Raw genomic sequence first — 22,338 nt, 5'->3', positions numbered from 1 at the left:
TTACGACTTGGCGGTAATCTAAGGGCAACGCATGGGCATCACCACACCGAAATCTGCCTATCTCAAAGGCATTGGCGATGGGGCACCCTTTATTCTGGTGATCATCCCCTTTGCCACGCTCTTTGGCCTGATCGCAACCGAAGCAGGCTTGAGCGTGTTCGAAACGCTGGCCTTTTCGGTAGTGGTGATTGCAGGTGCCGCACAATTCACGGCCTTGCAACTGCTTCAGGAAGAAGCGCCAACAATCATCGTTCTGGCGTCAGCACTTGCTGTAAATCTTCGCATGGCAATGTATTCGGCCTCTTTGACCCCCTGGATCGGCGGTGCCGCATTGTGGCAGCGCGCGCTGGCGGCGTATCTCACGGTCGATCAATCTTATGTTGTATCCATCGCCCAATATGAACGCGCGCCTGATATGACCATGCCGCAGCGGATCGCGTATTTCTTTGGTGCGGTGACGCCAGTTGTCCCGCTTTGGTATATTTTCACGTTTGTTGGTGCATTGCTGGGTGCTCAGGTGCCAGACACCTGGGCATTGGATTTTGCGATCCCAATCACCTTTCTGGCCATGATCGCCCCCATGTTTCGCACTCTGGCCCATGTGATTGCAGCATTTGTCGCTGTTATCGTCAGCCTGCTAGTTGTGGACTTGCCCTATTCTCTGGGCCTCATCGTCGCGGGTGTTTCAGGCATGATCGCTGGCGCACAGGCCGAAGTTTGGGCCGAGCGCCGCACTGGCGCGCGATCATGATTGACAAAACGACGCTTTGGATTGTGATCATCGGGCTGGGTCTGGGTAGCTTTTTCCTGCGCTTTGTTTTTACGGGTCTGGTCGGTGACCGTGCCATGCCACCATGGCTCTTGCGGCACCTGCGCTATACGGCTGTGGCAATCCTGCCTGCGCTGGTGGCACCGCAAGTCCTGTGGCCCGCTGCAACTGGGGGTCATACCGACCCGGCGCGCCTTGCTGCGGCCTGCGTCACATTTCTTGTTGGATTGTGGACCAAGAATGTGATCGCTGCGATCCTCGCGGGTGCAGCGACACTTTACGGCCTGCTCTATTTATTGTGACAGGGCCAATTGGCCTGCACGCACCGCGTCAATCACATCACCGTCGTCATTCTCATAGTATTTTGTCGTCTTCACACCGGGCAAAGCCGATATCTGGTCCATGAACTTAACCGGGTAAAATGTCTGTTCGATGTCATTGAACCCATTGATCTGGCGCAGGATAGCTGTGGTTGCATTCGCACAATAGGCAGCCGGAACCGCCCCATTGGATGTCACCAATTGCAGCGCCCGTTCGGCCTGTTCATCTGTGACCGGTATTTCCTGAGAGACAACATGATAGGTGCTGCGCGCGTGGGCGGATCTATAGGTCTGCACCCAATTTGGTGACATTCCGTAAAGCACATCACCGCGTTCAACCACGCGGGGGTCGCGGAATGATCCGGCGGGGTCAAAAATCACCGTCTGCGATCCTTTGACCATCAGCGCGGTATGCCCGCCACTGCCAGACCGGTTATTGACCATCGTGAACACCGTGAGGCTTTTGGGGCCCGGTGCGCGGAATGCTGCGGCGGCAACAACCTCAGGCGCGCTGTCTGGTGAATTATCTGCGGCACCGCAACCCGCAACAAAGCCAACAGCGGCCAAACCGATCAAGAGACGCTTCACAATGGAATTCCTTAGATAATAGCCGGTTAGCGGATAAACATCGCCATCAGAATCAGCAGGACCAGAATCAGGATCACTGTCTTGGTGACAAAAGACATAAACCCTTCAAAGGTCTTTTCCTGCACGTCGGTATTCATGGTGCCATGTTCATGTTCGGCCATAACTATCGGTCCTTAAGTTTTGCGTTTGCGGCTGATTACCTTATTCGCATGATCCTGTCACGCCGTCAAAGCAGTCGTTGTCTATTGTGGTCACGATGTCGCGGGGCCAGGGATCGCGGGCTCTGGGTTTTCCAGATCTTCCACCAAACGGAACCCAATGCGGTTGGGCGCTGCATTTTCAACCTGCTTGGGCAATGCGCGCAACATCACGGCAAGCTGGCTGACGTGCTGAATAAGCTGTGTGCGCCCGCCCGTTGGATCAGTGCCATAGAAGGTGACGATATCAGGGTCAAAATACCCCATTCCTTCAATCCGCAGTAGGCCGGCATCGCCGCCGGTGAATCCCATTGCGACTTCATGTTCGTTGTCCAGTTGTTCTTCGAAATTCTTGAGGTAAAGGACAACCCGCTCATAGGCCCATTGCGCCGGTGATTTCTGCGAAGGGGGTTTGTCGGTGACGCATTTGGGCAATGCCTGTTCGGTGGCCTTGCGTTGTTTGGGATCTGAATGCACCTCGTGCATTCTGGGCAGGGCATCTGCCTCAACTGCTTCTGCCGCCGTCCTGATCTCGTCGTCCATCTGATCACCCTTTACGTTGATACACCCATGCACCGTCTGCTGCCCGCAATGTGCGCGTTGCTTGGCCAGTCTGATAAAGGTGGCTCAAATGGGCGACCGCTTCAACCAAGGCAAGGCCATATTCGCCTTCACCTATCGATCTTTTGAACAGCGTTGGGAAACACTCAGTTGCCGATTTGGGTGCTTCGATGAAATCCTGCAAACGTTTCAATGCACCATGATGGTTATCAATCAATTGCTCCATCCGGCGCGGCAAACCTGTAAAGGGCAGCTTGTGGCCCCCCAGCACCAAATGATCCGCCCGCGCCAAAGGGGCCAATCGTTCGCAGGCCTCAAGCCATTCGCCAATCGGATCGGCCATCGGTTCGGTCGGATAGACGCCGACATTGGGGCTGATCGACGGCAATATCTGATCGCCCGCAATGACCAGATTGTCATCCCTGCTCCAGAACGTTGCGTGTTCAGGCGCATGGCCATTGCCAATATGAACATCCCAGACGCGCCCGCCCATGGTGATCTGATCGTCCTGTTTGATCCGAGTGTACCCCAACGGCAAGGGGGTCACCACATCGGCAAAATTGAACGGGCGTTCAGTGGTGCGCTTGTCGAGCAGGTCACGATCCATCCCGGATTTCCGATAAAAACTCAGCGATTCCGCGGGCGAGACTTCCTGTTCGTCCAGCGTCAGCATCCGGGCGGTCAACCATGCAGTGCGTGTCGTGACCAGATCCGCGCCAAATTCAGTTTGAAACCAGCCAGCCAATCCAATGTGATCTGGATGATGATGCGTGACCACTACCCGTTTGATCGGCTTTCCCCCCAGCGGCCCGGCCATCGCATCGTGCCATAGTGCCTTGGATTTTTTCGATGCAAAACCGGTGTCTATGATGGTCCAGTGATCGCCCTCATCCAGCGCATATACGTTCACATGATCCAGCTTCATCGGCAGCGGAAACCGCAGCCAAAGGACACCGGCCGCAACTTCGATGGCCTCGGCCCCGTGTTCTGGCGGTATCTCCCAAGGATAACGCAGCCCTTGTGGTGCGATATCCTCCATCAAGCGGCCAATTCATCGACGCTCAGAGCGAACAGATCATCATCGCCCGCCTGTGCATGTGCGAGCAGACCGATGTGTTCGGGCAGCAACCGCTGAATGTAAAAACGCGCCAGCTTTTCACGCGCGCCGCCCCGGTCTGCCATTGCGGCTTTGAGGTGCAGATGCCCGCCCAGCACCCGCGCAAAGGCCCGCAGATACGGCACGGCCCCGGCGAAACGGGCATTCATTTCGTCTTGGGCCGTCACCCATTCTGTCGCCTCGCGCAGGGTTTCCGAGGCTTGCCAGACCGCGTCGGCCATCTTGGGAAACGCCTCGCGCGCGGCTTCGGCATCGGCCTCGATTTCGTCGAGCAAAAGATTGGCCGCCTCGCCGCCGTCCATCATCTTGCGGGCGACCAGATCCATTGCCTGAATGCCATTGGTGCCCTCGTAGATCGCCGTCACCCGCACATCGCGGCTGAACTGCGCTGCACCTGTTTCTTCGATAAAGCCCATGCCACCATGCACCTGCACCCCCATTTCCGCCACAGCCATTCCCGTGTCGGTGCCGAACGCCTTGGCAATCGGGGTCAGGAAAGCAGCGCGCGCTTTCCACTTTTCGGCCTGCGTGGCCTGCCCCATGTCGATGGCATGGGCGCACGACAACGCAATCGCCCGGGCCGCAAACACATCGGCCTTCATGGTCAACAGCATCCGGCGCACATCGGCATGCTCAGCGATTGTCCCGGAACCGCCTGCGCGGCCCTGTTTGCGCTCCAACGCGTATTCCAATGCCTTTTGATAGGCCCCTTCGGCAGCACCTATGCCCTGTCCACCAACGCCCAGTCGCGCATTGTTCATCATGGTAAACATGGCCGCCATGCCGCCTTGTTCCTTGCCGATCATCCACCCTTTTGCGCTGTCATATTGCATGACGGCAGTTGGGGACCCATGCAGACCCATTTTATGCTCAAGGCTGACCACGCTCACGCCATTGCGCGGCCCCGGTTCACCGTTTTCATCCGGCAGAAATTTAGGCACTAGAAACAGGCTGATCCCTTTTGTTCCGGCAGGTGCGCCCGGCAAGCGCGCCAAAACCAGATGGCAGACATTGTCAGAAAAGTCGTTGTCACCCCAACTGATGTAAATCTTCTGACCACTGACCGCATATGTCCCATCGCCATTGTCCTCGGCCTTGGACGACAGCGCGCCCACGTCTGAACCGGCCTGTGGCTCGGTCAGGTTCATCGTGCCGGTCCATTCGCCACAGATCAGCTTGGGCAGGTAGAGCGCCTTGATCTCGTCTGAGGCGTGATGCTCCAGCGCTTCAATCTGGCCCTGAGACATCAACGGGGCCAGTTGCAGCGACAGACACGCACCCGACATCATTTCGTTTACTGCAGAGGTCAGCGTCATCGGCAGCCCCATGCCGCCATATTCAGGGTCTGCTGACATACCAATCCAGCCGCCCTCAGCAATGGCTTTGAACCCACCGTCAAACCCGGGGGACGTCAGCACGACACCGTTTTCCAACCGCGCCGGATGCAGATCGCCATTGCGTTGCAAGGGGGCCAGTACCTCATCACACATCTTGCCCGCTTCGGACATGATTGCACGGGTCACGTCGTCAGTAGCTTCGGCAAATTGTTCAGTTTCCCGAAGTGCTGCGAAATCGACGACATGATCAAACAGAAAGTTAAAATCGTCCACGGCGGCACGGTATGGCATTTGTCATCTCCTCAAAGATCGGACCCGGGATTGGCAAGCCCGGCTTGGCCCTGATAAGGGCTGTGCGGTACGCAAGCGCAGCATGAAACGGCAGCCCAGCACCCGCAACCCACAACGCGGCGTCACGAGGATCAGATGAGCCAAGAAACAACCATTTTGCAACCCGATGCCGCCGGGATTTCCCAAGCGGCGGCGTTGCTGGCACAAGGTCACCTTGTCGCGTTTCCAACCGAAACGGTCTATGGTCTGGGCGCAGATGCCCGGAATGGTCGGGCCGTTGCGGCCATTTATGAGGCCAAGGGGCGGCCCAGCTTCAATCCGCTGATCGTCCACCTACACAATACCGACGTGATACAAACATATGTTCAGTGGTCCGACGCCGCCGAAATCCTCGCCAGCGCCTTTTGGCCCGGGCCGCTGACGCTGGTCCTGCCCCTTAAAGAAGGACACGGTTTGTCCGGCCTCGTGACAGCGGGCCTTGATACGGTCGCCCTGCGCGTGCCCGCACATGCCTTGGCACGTAAGTTGCTTGCTGAATTCGGCGGCCCGGTTGCGGCCCCGTCGGCCAACCCGTCAGGCCGGATCAGCGCCACAACAGCGGCGCATGTGTTGTCGGGTCTTGGTGGCCGCATTGCCGCCGTAGTGGACGACGGGCCTTGCCCCGTTGGATTGGAAAGTACGATTGTCGGGCTGCAGGGTGCCAAACCGACCCTTCTGCGCGCCGGTGGGCTGCCGCAAGAGGCAATTGAGGCGGCACTTGGTCACCCCCTTGATCTTGCGAACGGGGCCGATATCACTGCGCCGGGGCAGTTGGCCTCGCATTACGCGCCCGGCGCATCCGTGCGGTTGAACGCCGCTCAGGCGAATGGAGACGAAGTTTTGCTGGGGTTTGGGCCTATGGCCTGCGATCTGAACCTGTCAGAGACCGCCGATCTGGTTGAAGCGGCGGCGAACCTGTTTGAGTTTTTGCACCAATTGGACGCATTAAAGCGACCGATCGCTGTAGCACCGATCCCGGCACATGGTTTGGGCCGCGCCATCAATGACCGATTGCAAAGGGCCGCAGCACCGCGATGATCGCCTGATTTACGCCCGCCCTGCCGCCGCCGACAATCCCAAGGGATCGACCCCAATCGACTGCAACGCAGCACTCCATTTTTTTGCATCCGGCAGGTCAAACACCAATCCTGTTTCTGCGTCGCAGGTCAGCCAGCCGTTTTGGGCGATCTCAGCCTCAAGCTGCCCGGGTCCCCAGCCTGCATAGCCCAACATCAGCAAAGCCTTTTCGGGCCCATTGTGTCCGGCGATATCTTCCAGCACATCGAGGGTCGCCGTGAGCGCAAAATCATCATCAATCACAAGCGTTTCAATGGCGGAGCGGTACTCCCCCGAGTGCAAGACAAATCCGCGGCCCGTCTCAACCGGCCCGCCAATACGCACACCCAGAGAACCGTCGACAGAAGCCGTTCCTTCGACCAGTCTGTCCAAAACATCCGACAACTTCAGGTCTGGCGCAGGTTTGTTTACCATCAATCCCATCGCCCCGTCGTCGGAATGGGCCGTCACAAAAATGACCGCATGGGCAAAGCGCGGGTCGCCCATGCCGGGCATCGCAACCAGCAATTTTCCGGTCAGGTTCAAAGTGGTCGAGGTCATGCTAACGGTGCTCTCTCGTTGTCCGCTTACCTCTAAACATGGAGGCTGCGTTTGGTCGTGACAAGGGCCAAGCCCGCCATCGGCGAAACATGGATGATACAAACGTGACTTGGCAGCCGGGCTGGATTGACGCATTTATGAAATATGATGAAATTATTGATCAGCGCTTTGTTCTTCGGACTGCTTGCAGTTCCTGCGACAGCACAAGCCCAGAGTGGTGCCCCTGTCACCGGTGAAATTCTAACCGGTTGGCAGCAGCCCGACGGTACCCGCGTGGCCGCCATAAAACTGACGCTGGCACCGGGGTGGAAGACCTATTGGCGCAGCCCTGGGGACAACGGGATTCCGCCACACTTTGATTGGTCCGGGTCATCCAACCTGGGTGGTGTCGGCATCACCTGGCCCGCGCCAAGTGTGTTTCGCAAAGCTGGCGTGCGTACGATTGGGTATGCAAATGAGCTGATTTTGCCCATCATCATTGCGCCCCGCAGTTCCGGCAAGCCGGTCACATTGCATGCCGACCTCGACATCGGCGTGTGCAGTGATATTTGCGTGCCGCAGCAGTTGTCGTTGCGCGCAACTTTGGACACAACAAGTCGCAGCCCGACACCCGCGATTGCCGCCGCACTTGCTGCCCGCGCTTATTCCGCTTCAGAGGCGGGAGTAAAATCAGCGACCTGTTCCCTGCGGCCCACGGCCAATGGATTGGAGATCCAAACCCGGCTGAACGTCCCTTCGGCGGGCGGACGCGAGGTTGTTGTGATCGAACCGGGTCAACCCAATATGTGGATGAGCGAAACCGACACCAGCCGCAATGGCAGGCATCTGACCGCCATAGGAGACCTGTCAACAACCAACGGCGGGATGTTGGCCATTGACCGCTCTGCCATTCTCATCACGGTGCTGGGCGAAAACCATGCGGTTGAAATTCAAGGGTGCACCCCCGGTTAAGGTGCCGTATTTGAACCTGCTTTGCGCTGCGTGGCAAATGTCAGTGCCCCGATGAGATAGCCCGACAAAGCAACCAAAGCCGCACCGATGACGAACAGGATCAAGGCTGCTGTGAGTGCCGACAGATCGGCAAATGTCGGTATGAGCTGTGCCAGTCCGGGATAAATCTGTCCGTGCCAGATCGTCCAGCCAAGTGTCAGTGCCCCCCAGCCGATGATCAAGGCCCACAGCGCCGACATCCCCCAGCGCAAGCCCCCGACAGGCGCACGGACGCCGCGCCGCATGGCGGCAATTTGGCGGGCGATATCATGTTGTGCAGCGATCAGCGCGGGCACAACCAACAGCACCAAAAACATCCCGAACCCCAGGCCATACACCAACGTGATCACCGTCGGCTTGAGGAATTGCGCCTGTTGGCTTTGCTCATAGAGCAGCGGTGCCATCCCCAGCACAGTTGTCATAGTGGTCAGCATAACAGGCCGCAACCGATCCGCTGCTCCATCAATGATTGATGGGACCAATCCGCGCGTTTCGGCGTGTTCGTCAATCGTCGTCACGAGAACGATTGAATCGTTAATAATGATCCCGGTCATGCCCAACAGCCCTACTACCGTGAACATACTCAACGGAACATCCCAAAGGGCGTGGCCGTAAATCGTGCCGACCAACCCAAATGGGATGATTGCCATCACGACCACAGGGCGGGTCCACGACCCAAAGACCCAAGCCAACACCAGATAAATCCCCGTCAGACACAGGATCAACCCGGTCAGCGCATCGTTCAGAAATTGGTCTTCCTGCTCGCTCAGTCCTGCAAGGCGGAATTCGACCTGACGTTCCGATGCAATGCGGGGCAGAATATCGTCGGCCAGCGCTTGGGTGATCTCAGTTGCGCGCGCTGGATCGTCTTCGGATATGTCGCCTGTGACTGAAATCAACCGAATGCCGTTTTCTCGTCTCACTGTGCTAAAGCCCGTGCGGCGCGTCACACTTACAATATCGGCCAGCGGCACATAGATACCATCTGGTGTGCGCATCTGGCTTCGATCCAGAAAATCCGCTGTCAATTCGCCCTCCGGCAATTCAACACGGATGGCCGCCGATCGTGGCCCGTCCGGGTAAGTCGCGGCCTCAATCCCGCCCAGACGATTGCGCAAGGCGCGGCCCAGCGCGTCGATGGTAAAGCCCAGTGCCTGACCCTGTGCGGTCAAATCAAGGATCAATTCCTCTTTATCATAGGCCAGATTATCCTCAATTGCACTGACCTCTGGGTATTGGCGCATTGCAGCCTGCAGATCCTCTGATGCAGCTTTCAGCGTATCCGTGTCTGCGCCGTAGAACTGAACATCAAGAGCGTCACCGCCCGGCCCGGAATGCCAGCGCCGAAAGCTGACCGTTTCAGCCAGCGGATGATTTATCACCCGATCCTGCAACTCCCCAACAAAGGCAAAACTGGAATAGGGACGCAGATCGGCGTCGATCAGTTCAATCGAAATTGCGCCCAGCAGATCCGGGTCTTTGGTGTCCGCACCAGCCAACCCCCGACCCGTAGTGCCGCCAACCTGCGCCATAACGTAATCAAGTGGATTGGTGCCATAGCGTTCAGCGTATTCTGCGCCCAATTCCTCGGTCGCACGTTGCATTTCGCGCATCATCTCAAGCGTATCGGCGCGGCTTGCCCCTTCGACCATCGCGAAATTGCCAGTGACAGAAGCCCGCTCTGGCGCGTTGAAAAAGCGCCATTGCACATCGCCGCGGATAAACAATGCCACTTGGCTGGCCAGCACCACAACGACGCCTGCCAGCACCACATACCGCGCCATAATCACACCCGCCATAAACGGTCGGAACAGTTTTTCGCGCGCCCAGACAAAGCCACGGTTCACCACACGGCTTGGCAGGTCGTACCAATGCTCTGCCCGTGCCGCGCGCATCGCGTGGGCCATGTGGTTGGGCAAGATCAGGAAACATTCGACCAAAGATGCGGCCAGCACAGCAATCACCGTAAAAGGAATGTCCTTGATCAGATCGCCAAACCTGCCCCCAACGGCAATTAGCCCGAAAAAGGCGATGATGGTGGTCAGCGTGGCCGCAAAAACCGGCATGGCCATTCGTCGGGCCGCATTTTCCGCCGCCTCCATAGCGCTTTCGCCAAGGACCTTGAAGCGGTGGTCGGCGTGCTCGCCCACCACGATCGCATCATCAACTACGATGCCCAGCGTAATGATCAGCCCGAAAAGCGAGATCATATTGATGGTGATCCCGCCCGCATACATCAACGCAATTGCCGCCGCCATCGACACCGGTATGCCCGCAGCAACCCAGAACGCCGTGCGGGCGTTCAAGAACAAGAACAGCAACATCACAACCAACCCCAGTCCCATGAGGCCATTATCAATCAACAGATCCAGTCGACCGGTGATCGCGGCGGCGCGCGTACGGATCAATTCAACCGATACCGAGGTAGGCAAGCTTGCCGCCAATTCGCCCGCTACTTTCTCAACTTTTTCCTGAATCGCGATGGCGTCACCGCCATCTGATCGGTCTACGCGCACCGACATTGCCGGATTGGCACCCACAAAAAAGCTCCGATTGCGATCAACGCTTTGGGTGCGAACCTGCGCGACATCCGCGATGGTCAATTTGGACCCGTCCGGGTTAGAGCGCAAAACAATGCCCTCAATCTGGGTTGCACTTCGTTTGGCGGTACCGGTGCGTACCCGTGCATTGGCCCCTGCCACATCGCCTGCAGGATCGGCATCAACTTCCGCCGCAATGGCACCGGCGATATCGGCCATGCTTATGTCATACGCGATCAGTTTTGCGGATGGTACTTCGACCAGAGTTTCAGGAGCGGCAACCCCTCGGATTGTGGTCCGCGTCACGCCGACCGCAAAAAGTCGCGTCACAAATTCATCCGCAAAGCGGCCCAATTGTGCGGGTGCAATCGGCCCGGTGATCACCACATCTGTTACCCGGTCTCGCCATGCACCGCGCCGCACAACAGGCTCTTCGGCGTCTTCGGGCAAGGTTGTGACAGCATCCACCGCCGTTTGCACATCAGCCGCAGCACGCGCCATATCCCAAGATGGTTCAAAATCAAGCACCACCACACCGCGCCCTTCGCGCGACGTGCTGCTAGAGCTTTCGACACCTTCGATTGCCAGTAAAACCGGTTCAAGAACCTGCACAATTGCAGCGTCTACATCTTCGGCGCCAGCGCCAGACCACGTTGTTTCGACAGTAACATTGTCGATAATCACGTCCGGAAAGAATTGAGCGCGCATGTTTGGCGCAGCCGCCAGCCCTGCCACCAGCAACAACACCAGCAGCAAGTTCGCTGCGGTCTGGTGCCGGGTAAAATAGGAAAGCAATCCTCCGGCTGATTTGGGAATAGGACGCGCCATAGCTTACCCCCCCATCCGACTTTCGATCCGCGCGATTGTTTTGGCAGAAACCTGTGGTTGTGAGAGCTGCGCCAGAACCCGCTCTTTCGCCTCTTTCGGCATGCGTTTGTTGTTCTCGACAAATGCCATCAGCTTGGCGCGGCGTTCTTGCGTCAACTCAACCATTTCTGGTTCCTCTGGAACGGGTGCGCCATCTGCACGAAGCGGTTTGACCAGGATGCCGGCACCCAACAGTGGTGATCGTGCATCGATCACTTCTCGATCCACAATCGGGCCACGCACCAATACATCGTCGCCCTGCCTGCGCAATACCTCTACGTCAGCGCTTTCCAGGCGGTTGTCTTCGCCCAGAACCAAAACTTGTCCCCGCGCATCCACGGCGGCGGCTGGCAATCGCACAACATCCTGCAACAGCGGTTCGCGGACCTGTACTGTGACAAAATCGCCGGGTTTAAAGCCCGCTGCGTCATTCAATGCTGCAAAGATCAGCCGCCCTGTCGCGCCTTCACCCGCTGCCGCGCTTGTTCTTGTGATCTTGCCACTCGCCCTCAGGTCAATGCCGACCACGTCCAAAATTGCGGTGACATCGGCCTGCACAATCGCGCCATTTTCATCCAGCAGCCGTGCATATTGTGCGGTGGACACGCGGAACGACACCTCAAGATCATCTGGATCAATCAGTTCCGCCAGCCGTTCATTGCCGGTGACCAAACGCCCAACCACCACATTTGTCGCGGACAGAGTGCCGTCAAAGGGAGCGGTGATCGTCGTGTCATCCAAGCGCCGTTCTGCTTCGGCATATGCGATGCGAGCGCGCGTCAGTTGGGTCGCAGCCTGATCGATCCGCGCCTCAGCCTGAATGGCCGCCTGGCGGCGGGACAAGACGGCCTGTCGCGCCGCAGACGCTGCGAGCTCTGCCGTTTCGGTTGCAATCGCTGTGCCCACACCACGTTCAGCCAGATCGCTTTGACGTTGAAATGCGCGCGCGCGCAATTGCGCTTGTTCCTCGGCAGCAATGAGTTCGTCGCGGGCCAGTTCAAGGGCGCGCGCGGCATCCCGGACCTCGGCCTCGGCGTCGGCAACATCGCTGGCGGCCCGGTCAACGGAGGATTGCATATCAGCCGGGTCCAGACGCACCAGAACCTGGCCTGCGCGCACCTTGCCACCATCCTCAAAACCATCTGCAATTTCAATAATTTCGCCACCACCGCTGGCCCGCAATTCCAATAGTCTGCGGCTGTTCACTTCGCCAAATGTTTCAAGAATGGGCACCACGTCTTCCGCGACAGCGATGCGCACATTGACTGCAAAGACGCGTTCGCGCGCAGGAGGGGTCACTGTTTCGTCGGAAATGCGTTCCTGCACCGCCCCACTGATCAGATAGCCGGCAAAGACCAGCAGCCCCAATGAGACTGCGGCCAAAAATAGACCAATCATACTTTGTCGCAAAAAACGCATCTTCTTCCGATCATTAGGCCAAGAAAGCGACGTGCAGATTGTAATCTAGCGGACCCCAAAAAAATACCAAGTCACTATTATGGTACGAAACTAAACAGATATTCCGTCGATTTTGTGTCCTCTGACCGTCTGATCCCATCGGATTGCCGCCCCTTTGGGCCAGCGTATAGGTCACTTGCGTCGATGATGTTCATCCAGGCGTGGCATAATCTCGACAAAGTTGCAGGGCCGATGCCGATAATCCAACTGCTTTTCCAAGATTGCGTCCCACGCGTCCTTGCACGCTCCCGGACTGCCCGGCAGGGCAAAAAGATAGGTCCCATGCGCCACCCCACCCGTGGCACGGCTTTGTACCGCTGAGGTGCCGATTTTTTCCATCGACACGATGGTAAAGACGGTTCCGAATGCCTCAATCTCTTTTTCATAGACATCCCTGTGCGCCTCAACCGTCACGTCACGGCCCGTCAACCCGGTGCCGCCCGTGCTGATCACGACATCAATCGCCGCATCGTTGCACCAGCTGCGCAGTTGATCGGCAATCAATGCCCTTTCATCGCGCAGAATATGGCGCGCGGCCACAACATGTCCGGCGCTCTCAATCCGCTGTGCAAGAACATCGCCTGAGCGATCATCCGACGCCTCCCGGGTATCTGAGACTGTCAAAATCGCAATGCGGACAGGAATAAATTCCTTGCTTGTATCCAAGGTGCTCATGTTCGCTCCAATACTGCTAATCGCGCCGCGAGGGCCACAAATATCCCACTTGTGATCCAACCAAGGGCCCTGCCACCGCGTGCCATGCGCCTGCCAATCCCGCTGGCGAAAACACCCACGACCCCGTTGATGATGAACCCACCGATGCCCAATACCGCGCCAAAAATCAGGAATTGAACCAGAACGCTCCCCGCCTCTGGATCGACAAATTGTGGCACAAAAGCCAATACAAAGACGATCACTTTGGGGTTTGTCAGGTTCACAACGAAACCAGTTCCAAAGGCACGGATGACACTCATTCCCTGCCCTTCTCGCGCTGCTGCACGAGAGCTGCGCCATGCCTGAAATGCCAGATACAGAAGATAGGCAACGCCGACCCAGCGGATCACATCAAAGGCCCAAGGCAGAGCCGCTACAAGTGCGCCAAGACCGAGCCCCGCCAAGGCCACCTGCACCATACCACCCAGTGTAATGCCCGCACTGGCCGCGATGGCCGCGCGCGGTCCAGAACGCAGCCCCTGCCCCAGACAAAACATCATATCCGCCCCCGGTGTCAGATTCAGCGCCAGTGCAACCGGTACAAATGCAGCAAGGGTAAGAGGATCAACCATCGCGCAACCGCGCCTTTAGGCTTAGCAAATCTGCCCAGGCTTCGCGCTTGACCTCAGGATTGCGCAATAAATACGCAGGGTGGAACATCGGCAGTGCTGGCATGCCCGCCGCTTGTGTCCATTGCCCACGCAACCGCGTGATGCCGCGCTTGCCAAGCAGGGCCTGACACGACCAGTTCCCAACAATTACAATAAGTTCCGGCTTTGCCAACTCAATGTGCCGCATCAAAAAAGGCCGCATCATCGCGATTTCGTCAGGTTTTGGGTCACGGTTTTGCGGCGGCCGCCACGGCAATACATTGGTGATGTAAACCGGGGCATCCGCCCGGTCCCGCCCCAGCCCGATCGCAGCCAGCATCTTGTCCAGCAATTGCCCTGCCTTGCCAACAAAGGGTTTGCCGGCAAGGTCCTCATCCCGACCCGGTGCCTCGCCCACGATCATCACCCGCGCACCGGCGATACCGTCAGAGAACACCAGATTGCGGGCCCCTTTCTTTAAATCGCACAGATCGAACCGTCCGAGCGCGGCACTGAGTTCATCAAGGGTTTGCGCTGCGGACGCCGCTTGGGTAGCGATGTGTACCGCATCGGTTTTTTCGGATGATACATCAATCAAAACGGCTGCAGAGGGTGCTGTCTTTGGTTTTTCAACCGCTGCCGGCACGTCATATCGATCCACCGGTGCGTCACAGATTGCCTCTGTCGCGCCCAGTTCGACCTGCCATTCCAGCAAAGCCCGGTCTGCCCAGTATGTATTTGCCGATTCCATACTTCCAATCTATGCCCCTTGCGGCGGAACCTAAATCCCCTGCTTCCAATTGGCCCTCGTATCTTCACCTAGGGCGCAAAGTTCCTTTTGCGCGACGCTTGCTGTCCATCACCTCAGCCGCCTATAAAGCGACGAACGGAAAAGGCGCACGCAATGACATTCCCCCACCGCCATCTCTTGGGTATCGAACAACTGTCGCAGAGCGATATCACCACGGTCCTCGATCTGGCTGACACCTATGCTGACCTGAACCGCCAGCCATCAAAGCATGGTGATGCGCTTAAGGGACTGACACAGATCAATATGTTCTTTGAAAACTCTACGCGCACGCAGGCGAGTTTTGAGATTGCTGGCAAACGGCTGGGTGCAGATGTGATGAACATGGCCATGCAGGCGTCGTCGATCAAGAAAGGGGAGACCCTGATTGATACGGCAATGACGCTGAACGCTATGCATCCCGATCTGTTAGTTGTGCGCCATACGCAATCGGGTGCCGTGGACCTTCTGGCGCAGAAGGTGAATTGTGCAGTACTCAACGCCGGGGATGGCCGCCATGAACACCCAACCCAGGCGCTGTTGGATGCATTGACCATTCGCCGCGCCAAAGGCCGCCTGCACCGGCTCAGCATCGCGATTTGCGGCGATATCGCGCACAGTCGTGTGGCTCGCTCCAACATCATGTTGCTGGGTAAGATGGAAAACCGCATCCGACTGATTGGGCCGCCCACGCTTATGCCGTCGCAGATTGATCAGTTCGGGGTCGAGGTTTTTGACAATATGGCCGAGGGGCTGAAGGACGTGGATGTGGTGATGATGCTGCGCCTGCAACGCGAACGCATGGACGGCGGCTTTATTCCGTCAGAGCGGGAATATTATCACCGCTACGGGCTTGATGAAGAAAAGCTGGGCCATGCCAAACCAGACGCCATTGTCATGCATCCGGGCCCAATGAATCGCGGCGTCGAAATTGACGGGACTCTGGCGGACGATATCAACCGAAGTGTTATTCAGGATCAGGTCGAGATGGGCGTTGCTGTGCGCATGGCGGTCATGGACCTGCTGGCGCGCAACCTGCGTAATGACATTAAATAACTGCGGATGTGAACCAAACCGCTTGATGCGGGTTGATGTAGCAGAGCGAGGTTATCTGATGTCAGAAATTACGGTTCCGAAAGATGAACACGGCAAACTGCGCGTCTTTGCGCTCTCAATGTCTGATGATGCGGCCCGAGCGTTGAATGATAATGATCACCCAACGTCTGCCGATCATCCCCATCCTCAAGAGCGCGCGCTTGGAACAAGTTTTGTTGACGCCAAAAACGTAGAAGTCTTTCGCGTAGGTGATCTGGGGCCGCTGGGTCTGGCCGGGTATCTGCGCGAAGGCGCTGATGCGAATGAAGCAGAAATAACTCAGGATGCTTCCAAACTGGCAGCGGTCGATGGCTGGGTGATGGTGGTTTATTCTTCGGCCTTTGGCGGGGCAGAGGCCAAACTGGATCCGATACCTGAACTCACGCTGATTGGAACGTATGCACAAGAACAGGCCGACCAAACAACCATCGCGTTGGAAAGCGAGGCCGCGGCACCCTATACGGGTGTGCCCAGCGAGGCCCCTTCGACACCACCCAAAAATGCCGCAGGTGGTTCATTGGTTGTAGTGGGGCTTGTAGTGCTCATCGCTTTGATCCTTTGGTGGGCCTTCGGTTAACCCGCTGGAAATGGACCTGAGTTTGGGCTAGGAAGGTCCTATGCAAGAACCAAAACCCGATCCAAAAATGTCCGGCCGTATCGCGATGATCGCGCTTCTTGTGGCTTTTGGCGTCGTGGGTCTGATGCTTTGGGTTGGCTGACGTGCCGGGCGGCGTTGCGGTGGATAGCCTTAGTTGGGCACCAAAGAAAGCCGTATTTGTCCGCCAAACCATGATAGCGGGTGGCGTTACTTTTGCATTGCTGGTGCTTTTGGGGACCGGCGTTTCCCTTTATTTTGATGCGCCCATCTTCTGGGTCTTCCCTACGGCCCTTGCGCTGACACTGGGCTTCATCTTTGATGACATACTGAGGTGGCGCGCGGTACAATTCGACCGCTGGCAAATCGGCGATGGGCACTTGATACATGAGGGCCAGGACGGCAGTGCGCGCATCCCGCTGACAGAAATAGACGGCGCGCACAGGCGCTTGGGCAGCAATGTCGTCGTGCAACTGACGTCGGGCCAGCAGATCGTCTTGCGGTATCTGCCCTATCCTGCAGAAACTGCAGCACAGATCAATGCAGCCAAACCTATGTAGACGATCGGGGCTTTCAAATACAATCGCCCCTTGGTTCACAGCCCGTTTTCGGGCAAGACATGCCCAAAGCATTGCATTCTGACCAAAAGGCCCGCCATGACGCTGCATTTTATCAATGCCAAGCTGATCAACCCCGAAAGCGGCAGGATCACATCCGGCACGCTGAGTGTGGATCAAGGAAAGATCAGTAAAATTTCGGCTGATATGGCCCCTTTGCCCGCAGATGCAAAAGTGATCGACTGCAAGGGCAAATACCTTGCCCCTGGCATTGTCGATCTGGGTGTCAAAGTGTGCGAACCGGGTGAGCGGCACAAGGAAAGCTATCGATCTGCTGGCATGGCGGCGGCGGCGGGGGGCGTGACCACAATGATCACCCGCCCTGACACAGCGCCCGCCATCGACAGCCCCGAAGTATTGGAATTCGTCACCCGCCGCGCCAACGAAGCGGCACCGGTGAACGTCGTGCCGATGGCCGCCCTGACCAAAGGGCGTGCAGGCCGCGAGATGACCGAGATTGGTTTTTTGATGGACGCAGGTGCCGCCGCGTTCACCGACTGCGACCGTGTGATCACCGATACCAAAGTGTTTGCGCGCGCCCTGATCTATGCCCGTAGCCTTGGCGCATTGGTGATCGCACATCCTCAAGAGCCGATCCTCAGCAAAGGGGCTGCCGCGACGTCCGGGAAATTCGCCTCTTTGCGTGGGTTGCCCGCCGTCTCTCCCATGGCCGAACGCATGGGGTTGGACCGGGACATCGCGCTTATTGAGATGACGGGTGCAAAGTACCATGCTGATCAGATCACCACAGCCCGCGCCCTGCCCGCGCTGGAACGCGCCAAGAAAAATGGGCTGGATATTACTGCGGGCATCGGCATACATCATCTGACATTGAATGCCCTCGATGTGGCTGATTATCGCACGTTCTTTAAGCTCAAACCGCCGCTTCGGGATGAGGACGACCGCATCGCGGTTGCCCAGGCCGTCGCGAGCGGATTGATCGATATCATCTGTTCTATGCATACGCCGCAGGATGAGGAATCCAAGCGTCTGCCGTTTGAAGAAGCGGCCTCAGGTGCTGTAGGTCTGGAAACGCTATTGCCCGCAGCCATGCGGCTTGTGCATGCAGAATTGATGGATCTGCCGACTTTGTGGCGCGCGATGTCGTTGAATCCTGCAAAACGCCTTGGCCTTCCCGGAGGTCGTTTGAGCGCAGGTGCCCCTGCCGATCTAGTTTTATTTGATCCCGATGCGCCCTTTGTGATGGACCGGGCCAAACTGCGGTCAAAATCGCGCAACACACCATTTGACGGGATGCGGATGCAGGGTAAGGTGCTTGCAACTTACGTCGCCGGAACATGTGTTTACGAGGGCTCTTGATGCCGATTATTGACAGTTCACTTGCAGTTTTGATCCTTTGGGCTGTGATTGGCTATGGGATCGGATCGATCGCCTTTGGCATGATCGTGACCAACTATATGGGTCTCGGCAATTTGCGAGAAATTGGGTCGGGCAATATCGGGGCCACCAATGTCCTGCGCACCGGCAACAAGAAAGCCGCGGCGCTGACGCTGTTATTGGATGGCGGAAAAGGGGCCGTCGCGGTCCTGCTGGCGCGGATATTTGCGGGCGAGGATGCGGCGCAAGTGGCTGCGTTGACTGCAATGATCGGCCATTGCTATCCGGTTTGGCTGGGCTTTCGCGGCGGCAAAGGGGTGGCAACGTTTCTGGGTATTTTGCTGGCTTTGGCATGGCCTGTTGGTGTCGGATGTTGCGTCGTCTGGTTGATTGCCGTAGCAGCAAGTCGGATTTCGTCAATGGGTGCATTGGCGGCTGCATCGGCGTCGACTTTCCTAATGGTATTTCTGGGGTATGGAACTGCACTTGTGCTTGGTATCGTACTGACCCTTCTGGTTTTCTGGCGGCACCGCGCGAATATGAAACGCATCAAAGCGGGTGTTGAGCCGAAGATAGGCCAAAAAGTGTGACACCGCCGGGTGATGTGGTCGCACGGCTTGCGGCGCTGCCGATCGGAACCAGCACGGGCACTGCGCATGGCAGGCGCTATGTCGCCACACGCAGCATCTTTAACAATGGCCGTTCAGCGAAATTGGTGGCCGAGGAACTGGGCGGGCCTGATTATATCAGCCTGAACTTTTATGACTTGGCGGCCGGGCCGCTCCTTTATCCGTGCGAAATGCCTGCGGAAAAGGTGATGGCCTTTTTGCGAGGTTATCAGCCTGATCCGGGCCAAACCGAGGTCGCGGCATCATGACCGATGTGAACCTGCCCGTCATCTTATTCGCCGCCTTCATCGCTGCAGGCAGCCCCGGACCAGCCACCCTTGCCATTGCCGGCACATCCATGTCGTCTGGTCGTCGTGTTGGTCTGGCGCTGGCTTCTGGGGTGACGACAGGGTCATTTATCTGGTCGGTGTCCGCAGCATTTGGTTTAGGGGCCGTGATGGCGGCAAACGCGTGGATGTTTGAGGTCGCGCGTTATATCGGCGCGGCCTATCTGATGTGGCTGGCGCTCAAAGCCGCGCGATCCGCATGGTACGGCAACAAGTTGATGACGAGGCCGCTGCCTTTGACCACCCCGCGCTGCGCCTATGTGAAAGGTCTGGCATTGCACCTTACAAACCCCAAGGCGATTTTGTTTTTTGGCGCGCTTTATGCGATCGGCATTCCCATTGGCACGCCACCCGCCGCTTTGATCACGGTGATCCTGGCCGTCGGCATACAAAGCCTGATCATGTTTCACCTTTACGCTGTGATCTTTTCCTCGGCAACTATGGCATCGGCATACGCCCGTGCAAAACGTTGGTTTGAGTGCTTCTTTGCGCTGGCGTTTGGGGCCATTGCAATAAAAGTGCTCACTGCCAAGATTGGGTAGGTACACTCATGCCATCGGCACCTTGCGTATCGTGATCATGCAAAATATCCTGCCTGCACCAAGCTAGTGTGGCAGTTTCCCACCGGTCTGCGTGTCCAGCGTTCAGACCAATCAGAATAGTTCAATAATACACGTCCTGATCATTAATCTTGCGCCAGACTCGCCGAAACTTCGCCTCAATTTGGGCGAATTTCAATTTTGGATGGTAATCAATATTGGGACCGGGAAGGCGCTGGCAGACGATGGAATTCTTTTCCTTTTTGAGAACTTTGCCTTCAAGGCTATTAAGTTTGACGATCGCGCTTCGCAACTTGAATATTGGTGCGTCATGCCCGTCATCTGGTTGCTGAATCTTGTGATGGTTCCAGACGATGCAGACGCGTTCTGGGGCTTCCTTCTTGCCCGCAAAGTGCCACCACTCAATCCGTTCTAATACGAATCGTTGATGCTTTTCACCATCACTTTCATCCCGCGTCTGTCTCTGACCATGCGTCGACTTCATGACAGCGGAAAAAGCGCAATGGCTTCTGTCCGCATGGGAATGGCATTTGGCGGTGAGGATGGCGACAGTAATTGCAACAGCATTTTTGCGGTGACTGCGATCCTAAACGCGATTGGCTGAGACGCGATCTGGGCGGTGTTCGCCGAAATGCAAGCAAATGTGCCAGCCCCAGATGTGGCAGGCGGAATATCAAACATCGCCAAAGACATGCAAAAAGACCCGGCCCTGACCTCTACGAGGCTGTTGGTCATGGTGGCCATGATCGCCACACCGTTTGTCGCGGTCAAGCTGCATTTCTTTTTTATGATCTCTCCATCAGAGCTTGATGAAAACAGCTTTGGGGCTGGCAAACGCAAGCACAAGACACTTGTAGAAGGTCCCAAATCGGCCAATCCGTTTGCCGGATACAAATACCTTTATGAACGCAGCCCGGAACAAGAGGCACAGCTTCGGATCAACCAGAAAGAAGAAATCCGGTCGCTCTACCAAACCCGTGTTTTGGCCAAAAGCGGCAGCAGCTAGTAACTGTAGTCCGCATAAATCTGGTTCAGATCGCCGTTCCATTTGCCGTTGTAGTCATCCAGCAGTTCATCTGCCGGGACCTTGCCGGTTTCAATGCTCTCTTTAAGCGCATTTAGAAAATGGGTCTCATCCGGCACCATGCCACCCGCGCCGGCGCGGGCACGCGCCTTGAGGCCCGCATCAGACAAGGCTACAACCTCGCGGGCGATGTCGTGCATGTTGATGCCTGTCACTTTGGCCTGCAGACCGTCCACCGAGGCTGCCACGCGCAGCGCATCATGCTGAGCGCTGTTCCACCCTTTGACAAGATCCCATGCAGCGTCCAATGCGGATTGATCATACATCAGCCCAACCCAAAACGCCGGCAACGCGCAAAGCCGCCGCCATGGTCCCCCATCGGCCCCCCGCATCTCGATGAACTTTTTCATCCGGGCTTCGGGGAACGCGGTGGTTAAATGATCGGCCCAGTCGCTCAGTGTCGGCATTTCACCGGGCAAAGCCGGCAGCTTTCCCTGCATGAAATCACGAAATGACATGCCTAGCGCGTCGATGTATTTGCCATCACGGTACACAAAGTACATCGGCACATCGAGCGCATATTCGACCCAACGCTCAAACCCGAACCCATCCTCAAATACAAATGGCAAGGTGCCGGTGCGCGAGGCATCCAGATCACGCCACACACGGCTGCGCAGGGATTTGTAGCCGTTTATCTTGCCTTCGAAAAATGGTGAATTTGCAAAAAGTGCGGTTGCCACTGGCTGCAACGCCAAGGCGACCCGCATCTTCTTGATCATGTCCGCCTCTGAGCCGAAATCGAGGTTCACCTGCACGGTACAGGTCCGCCGCATCATAATGCGGCCCATCGTGCCCACGCGGCCCATGTAGTCATTCATCAAGGTGTAACGCCCCTTGGGCATCAGATCCATTTGCTCGTGGGTCCAGATCGGTGCAGCACCAAGGCCAATAAAACCGGCACCGATATCATCGGCCACGTCCTTGACCTCGCGCAGGTGGATGTTCACCTCGTCGCAGGTTTCGTGAATGGTTTCGACCGGGGCACCCGATAATTCCAGCTGACCGCCCGGTTCAAGCGATACATTCGCGCCGTTCTTTTCCAGCCCGATCAGCTTGCCGCCTTCTGTGACGGGGGTCCAATTGTGCCGATCCCGCAGACCTTCCAACATCGCCCGGATGGAGCGTGGCCCCTCATACGGCAAAGGCAGCAACGAATCTTTGCAATAGCCAAACTTTTCATGCTCGGTGCCAATGCGCCAATCCTCTTTCGGCTTGCAGCCATCTGCCAGGTATTGGGCCAATTGATCGTGGTGTTCTATGGGCCCGCCGCCGGACTGAGGAATAGACATGATCAAGGCTCCGAAATTAGAAA

At 57.0% G+C, this 22,338-nt stretch carries 26 protein-coding genes; 13 read left to right on the top strand and 13 right to left on the bottom strand.

What is annotated here, in order from left to right; translation table 11 throughout:
• Positions 1-31: 31 nt before the first annotated feature.
• Both ACEWL3_RS03115 and ACEWL3_RS03110 read left to right on the top strand, forming a co-directional pair.
• Complete coding sequence (locus tag ACEWL3_RS03115; protein ID WP_386177563.1) at positions 32-751, top strand: AzlC family ABC transporter permease; 720 nt, start codon at positions 32-34, stop codon at positions 749-751.
• Positions 748-1,071, top strand: a complete 324-nt coding sequence (locus ACEWL3_RS03110) for an AzlD domain-containing protein (RefSeq protein WP_386177562.1) — start codon at positions 748-750, stop codon at positions 1,069-1,071. The genes ACEWL3_RS03115 and ACEWL3_RS03110 overlap by 4 nt, the downstream gene beginning before the upstream one ends.
• Here ACEWL3_RS03110 and ACEWL3_RS03105 read toward each other — a convergent pair.
• The 5 genes from ACEWL3_RS03105 to ACEWL3_RS03085 form a co-directional block, all read right to left on the bottom strand.
• On the bottom strand, positions 1,063-1,677 hold the full coding sequence (locus tag ACEWL3_RS03105; RefSeq protein ID WP_386177561.1) for a hypothetical protein: 615 nt from the start codon (positions 1,675-1,677) through the stop codon (positions 1,063-1,065). The genes ACEWL3_RS03110 and ACEWL3_RS03105 overlap by 9 nt on opposite strands.
• Before the next feature lie 26 nt (positions 1,678-1,703).
• Complete coding sequence (locus tag ACEWL3_RS03100; protein WP_114877164.1) at positions 1,704-1,838, bottom strand: aa3-type cytochrome c oxidase subunit IV; 135 nt, start codon at positions 1,836-1,838, stop codon at positions 1,704-1,706.
• Between the two features lie 90 nt (positions 1,839-1,928).
• Complete coding sequence (locus tag ACEWL3_RS03095; RefSeq protein ID WP_386177560.1) at positions 1,929-2,417, bottom strand: DUF6173 family protein; 489 nt, start codon at positions 2,415-2,417, stop codon at positions 1,929-1,931.
• Between the two features lie 4 nt (positions 2,418-2,421).
• Positions 2,422-3,474, bottom strand: coding sequence for an MBL fold metallo-hydrolase (locus tag ACEWL3_RS03090; RefSeq protein ID WP_386177920.1), 1,053 nt, complete (start codon positions 3,472-3,474; stop codon positions 2,422-2,424).
• Positions 3,474-5,180 (bottom strand): acyl-CoA dehydrogenase family protein, encoded by a 1,707-nt coding sequence (locus ACEWL3_RS03085; protein ID WP_386177559.1) that lies wholly within the window; start codon positions 5,178-5,180, stop codon positions 3,474-3,476. Before ACEWL3_RS03085 ends, ACEWL3_RS03090 begins: the two co-directional genes overlap by 1 nt.
• A gap of 135 nt (positions 5,181-5,315) precedes the next feature.
• Between ACEWL3_RS03085 and ACEWL3_RS03080 the strand changes: the two genes are divergently transcribed.
• Complete coding sequence (locus ACEWL3_RS03080) at positions 5,316-6,257, top strand: L-threonylcarbamoyladenylate synthase (protein ID WP_386177558.1); 942 nt, start codon at positions 5,316-5,318, stop codon at positions 6,255-6,257.
• 9 nt (positions 6,258-6,266) lie between these two features.
• Here ACEWL3_RS03080 and ACEWL3_RS03075 read toward each other — a convergent pair whose 3' ends face one another.
• On the bottom strand, positions 6,267-6,836 hold the full coding sequence (locus ACEWL3_RS03075; RefSeq protein WP_386177557.1) for a YqgE/AlgH family protein: 570 nt from the start codon (positions 6,834-6,836) through the stop codon (positions 6,267-6,269).
• Between the two features lie 144 nt (positions 6,837-6,980).
• On the opposite strand from ACEWL3_RS03075, the gene ACEWL3_RS03070 reads away from it, so the two are divergent.
• Complete coding sequence (locus ACEWL3_RS03070) at positions 6,981-7,787, top strand: protein-disulfide reductase DsbD domain-containing protein (RefSeq protein ID WP_386177556.1); 807 nt, start codon at positions 6,981-6,983, stop codon at positions 7,785-7,787.
• On the opposite strand, the gene ACEWL3_RS03065 is transcribed toward ACEWL3_RS03070, so the two are convergent.
• From ACEWL3_RS03065 to ACEWL3_RS03045, 5 genes are all read right to left on the bottom strand, one after another.
• Entirely contained in the window at positions 7,784-11,194 is a 3,411-nt protein-coding gene (locus ACEWL3_RS03065; protein ID WP_386177555.1) for an efflux RND transporter permease subunit, read from the bottom strand. The two genes, ACEWL3_RS03070 and ACEWL3_RS03065, sit on opposite strands and share 4 nt — an antisense overlap.
• 3 nt (positions 11,195-11,197) lie before the next feature.
• Positions 11,198-12,652 carry an efflux RND transporter periplasmic adaptor subunit gene (locus ACEWL3_RS03060; protein WP_386177554.1) on the bottom strand — a complete coding sequence of 485 codons (1,455 nt, stop codon included), beginning with the start codon at positions 12,650-12,652 and terminating at the stop codon, positions 11,198-11,200.
• A 171-nt stretch (positions 12,653-12,823) separates the two neighbouring features.
• Complete coding sequence (gene moaB, locus ACEWL3_RS03055) at positions 12,824-13,366, bottom strand: molybdenum cofactor biosynthesis protein B (protein WP_386177553.1); 543 nt, start codon at positions 13,364-13,366, stop codon at positions 12,824-12,826.
• Entirely contained in the window at positions 13,363-13,977 is a 615-nt protein-coding gene (locus ACEWL3_RS03050) for a LysE family translocator (protein WP_386177552.1), read from the bottom strand. Before ACEWL3_RS03050 ends, moaB begins: the two co-directional genes overlap by 4 nt.
• On the bottom strand, positions 13,970-14,746 hold the full coding sequence (locus tag ACEWL3_RS03045) for a uracil-DNA glycosylase (protein ID WP_386177551.1): 777 nt from the start codon (positions 14,744-14,746) through the stop codon (positions 13,970-13,972). The genes ACEWL3_RS03050 and ACEWL3_RS03045 overlap by 8 nt, the downstream gene beginning before the upstream one ends.
• 153 nt (positions 14,747-14,899) lie before the next feature.
• Here ACEWL3_RS03045 and ACEWL3_RS03040 point away from each other — a divergent pair, with 153 nt between their 5' ends.
• The 7 genes from ACEWL3_RS03040 (at position 14,900) to ACEWL3_RS03010 (ending at position 19,924) form a co-directional block, all read left to right on the top strand.
• A complete protein-coding gene (locus tag ACEWL3_RS03040) occupies positions 14,900-15,838 on the top strand; it encodes an aspartate carbamoyltransferase catalytic subunit (protein WP_386177550.1) in 939 nt (312 codons plus the stop codon).
• Positions 15,839-15,896: 58 nt separating this feature from the next.
• Positions 15,897-16,454 (top strand): hypothetical protein, encoded by a 558-nt coding sequence (locus tag ACEWL3_RS03035; protein WP_386177549.1) that lies wholly within the window; start codon positions 15,897-15,899, stop codon positions 16,452-16,454.
• Between the two features lie 161 nt (positions 16,455-16,615).
• Positions 16,616-17,032, top strand: a complete 417-nt coding sequence (locus ACEWL3_RS03030) for a hypothetical protein (RefSeq protein ID WP_386177548.1) — start codon at positions 16,616-16,618, stop codon at positions 17,030-17,032.
• Positions 17,033-17,128: 96 nt separating this feature from the next.
• A complete protein-coding gene (pyrC, locus tag ACEWL3_RS03025) occupies positions 17,129-18,409 on the top strand; it encodes a dihydroorotase (protein ID WP_386177547.1) in 1,281 nt (426 codons plus the stop codon).
• The gene (gene plsY, locus ACEWL3_RS03020) at positions 18,409-19,017 is read left to right on the top strand and encodes a glycerol-3-phosphate 1-O-acyltransferase PlsY (protein ID WP_386177546.1); all 609 of its coding nucleotides are present in this window, start codon (positions 18,409-18,411) and stop codon (positions 19,015-19,017) included. The genes pyrC and plsY overlap by 1 nt, the downstream gene beginning before the upstream one ends.
• Positions 19,014-19,304, top strand: a complete 291-nt coding sequence (locus ACEWL3_RS03015; RefSeq protein ID WP_386177545.1) for a hypothetical protein — start codon at positions 19,014-19,016, stop codon at positions 19,302-19,304. The genes plsY and ACEWL3_RS03015 overlap by 4 nt, the downstream gene beginning before the upstream one ends.
• On the top strand, positions 19,301-19,924 hold the full coding sequence (locus ACEWL3_RS03010) for a LysE family translocator (RefSeq protein ID WP_386177544.1): 624 nt from the start codon (positions 19,301-19,303) through the stop codon (positions 19,922-19,924). Before ACEWL3_RS03015 ends, ACEWL3_RS03010 begins: the two co-directional genes overlap by 4 nt.
• 121 nt (positions 19,925-20,045) lie before the next feature.
• On the opposite strand, the gene ACEWL3_RS03005 is transcribed toward ACEWL3_RS03010, so the two are convergent.
• Positions 20,046-20,426 (bottom strand): hypothetical protein, encoded by a 381-nt coding sequence (locus ACEWL3_RS03005; RefSeq protein ID WP_386177543.1) that lies wholly within the window; start codon positions 20,424-20,426, stop codon positions 20,046-20,048.
• On the opposite strand from ACEWL3_RS03005, the gene ACEWL3_RS03000 reads away from it, so the two are divergent.
• Positions 20,370-20,546 (top strand): hypothetical protein, encoded by a 177-nt coding sequence (locus ACEWL3_RS03000; protein WP_435000493.1) that lies wholly within the window; start codon positions 20,370-20,372, stop codon positions 20,544-20,546. The genes ACEWL3_RS03005 and ACEWL3_RS03000 overlap by 57 nt on opposite strands.
• A gap of 27 nt (positions 20,547-20,573) precedes the next feature.
• The gene (locus tag ACEWL3_RS02995; protein WP_386177542.1) at positions 20,574-20,948 is read left to right on the top strand and encodes a hypothetical protein; all 375 of its coding nucleotides are present in this window, start codon (positions 20,574-20,576) and stop codon (positions 20,946-20,948) included.
• On the opposite strand, the gene ACEWL3_RS02990 is transcribed toward ACEWL3_RS02995, so the two are convergent.
• Complete coding sequence (locus ACEWL3_RS02990; RefSeq protein WP_386177541.1) at positions 20,945-22,315, bottom strand: glutamate--cysteine ligase; 1,371 nt, start codon at positions 22,313-22,315, stop codon at positions 20,945-20,947. The genes ACEWL3_RS02995 and ACEWL3_RS02990 overlap by 4 nt on opposite strands.
• Positions 22,316-22,338 lie beyond the last annotated feature (23 nt).

This window comes from Sulfitobacter sediminivivens (assembly GCF_042611115.2).
Taxonomy (GTDB): Bacteria; Pseudomonadota; Alphaproteobacteria; order Rhodobacterales; family Rhodobacteraceae; genus Sulfitobacter; species Sulfitobacter sediminivivens.
The sequence above is the reverse complement of the archived record's forward strand: the minus strand, read 5'-3'. Positions and strand labels throughout refer to the sequence as shown.

What these genes read in the sequence shown, in the direction of transcription:
- ACEWL3_RS03035 (WP_386177549.1), top strand. Translation starts at nt 15,897, where the DNA reads ATGTCAGAAATTACGGTTCCGAAAGATGAACACGGCAAACTGCGCGTC.
- ACEWL3_RS03050 (WP_386177552.1), bottom strand. Translation starts at nt 13,977, where the DNA reads ATGGTTGATCCTCTTACCCTTGCTGCATTTGTACCGGTTGCACTGGCG.
- ACEWL3_RS02995 (WP_386177542.1), top strand. Translation starts at nt 20,574, where the DNA reads ATGCAAGCAAATGTGCCAGCCCCAGATGTGGCAGGCGGAATATCAAAC.
- ACEWL3_RS03045 (WP_386177551.1), bottom strand. Translation starts at nt 14,746, where the DNA reads ATGGAATCGGCAAATACATACTGGGCAGACCGGGCTTTGCTGGAATGG.
- ACEWL3_RS03085 (WP_386177559.1), bottom strand. Translation starts at nt 5,180, where the DNA reads ATGCCATACCGTGCCGCCGTGGACGATTTTAACTTTCTGTTTGATCAT.
- ACEWL3_RS03060 (WP_386177554.1), bottom strand. Translation starts at nt 12,652, where the DNA reads ATGCGTTTTTTGCGACAAAGTATGATTGGTCTATTTTTGGCCGCAGTC.
- ACEWL3_RS03100 (WP_114877164.1), bottom strand. Translation starts at nt 1,838, where the DNA reads ATGGCCGAACATGAACATGGCACCATGAATACCGACGTGCAGGAAAAG.
- ACEWL3_RS03005 (WP_386177543.1), bottom strand. Translation starts at nt 20,426, where the DNA reads ATGAAGTCGACGCATGGTCAGAGACAGACGCGGGATGAAAGTGATGGT.
- moaB (WP_386177553.1), bottom strand. Translation starts at nt 13,366, where the DNA reads ATGAGCACCTTGGATACAAGCAAGGAATTTATTCCTGTCCGCATTGCG.
- ACEWL3_RS03065 (WP_386177555.1), bottom strand. Translation starts at nt 11,194, where the DNA reads ATGGCGCGTCCTATTCCCAAATCAGCCGGAGGATTGCTTTCCTATTTT.
- ACEWL3_RS03075 (WP_386177557.1), bottom strand. Translation starts at nt 6,836, where the DNA reads ATGACCTCGACCACTTTGAACCTGACCGGAAAATTGCTGGTTGCGATG.
- ACEWL3_RS03040 (WP_386177550.1), top strand. Translation starts at nt 14,900, where the DNA reads ATGACATTCCCCCACCGCCATCTCTTGGGTATCGAACAACTGTCGCAG.
- ACEWL3_RS03010 (WP_386177544.1), top strand. Translation starts at nt 19,301, where the DNA reads ATGACCGATGTGAACCTGCCCGTCATCTTATTCGCCGCCTTCATCGCT.
- ACEWL3_RS03095 (WP_386177560.1), bottom strand. Translation starts at nt 2,417, where the DNA reads ATGGACGACGAGATCAGGACGGCGGCAGAAGCAGTTGAGGCAGATGCC.
- ACEWL3_RS03110 (WP_386177562.1), top strand. Translation starts at nt 748, where the DNA reads ATGATTGACAAAACGACGCTTTGGATTGTGATCATCGGGCTGGGTCTG.
- ACEWL3_RS03000 (WP_435000493.1), top strand. Translation starts at nt 20,370, where the DNA reads ATGCTTTTCACCATCACTTTCATCCCGCGTCTGTCTCTGACCATGCGT.
- ACEWL3_RS02990 (WP_386177541.1), bottom strand. Translation starts at nt 22,315, where the DNA reads ATGTCTATTCCTCAGTCCGGCGGCGGGCCCATAGAACACCACGATCAA.
- ACEWL3_RS03080 (WP_386177558.1), top strand. Translation starts at nt 5,316, where the DNA reads ATGAGCCAAGAAACAACCATTTTGCAACCCGATGCCGCCGGGATTTCC.
- plsY (WP_386177546.1), top strand. Translation starts at nt 18,409, where the DNA reads ATGCCGATTATTGACAGTTCACTTGCAGTTTTGATCCTTTGGGCTGTG.
- ACEWL3_RS03070 (WP_386177556.1), top strand. Translation starts at nt 6,981, where the DNA reads ATGATGAAATTATTGATCAGCGCTTTGTTCTTCGGACTGCTTGCAGTT.
- ACEWL3_RS03090 (WP_386177920.1), bottom strand. Translation starts at nt 3,474, where the DNA reads ATGGAGGATATCGCACCACAAGGGCTGCGTTATCCTTGGGAGATACCG.
- ACEWL3_RS03115 (WP_386177563.1), top strand. Translation starts at nt 32, where the DNA reads ATGGGCATCACCACACCGAAATCTGCCTATCTCAAAGGCATTGGCGAT.
- pyrC (WP_386177547.1), top strand. Translation starts at nt 17,129, where the DNA reads ATGACGCTGCATTTTATCAATGCCAAGCTGATCAACCCCGAAAGCGGC.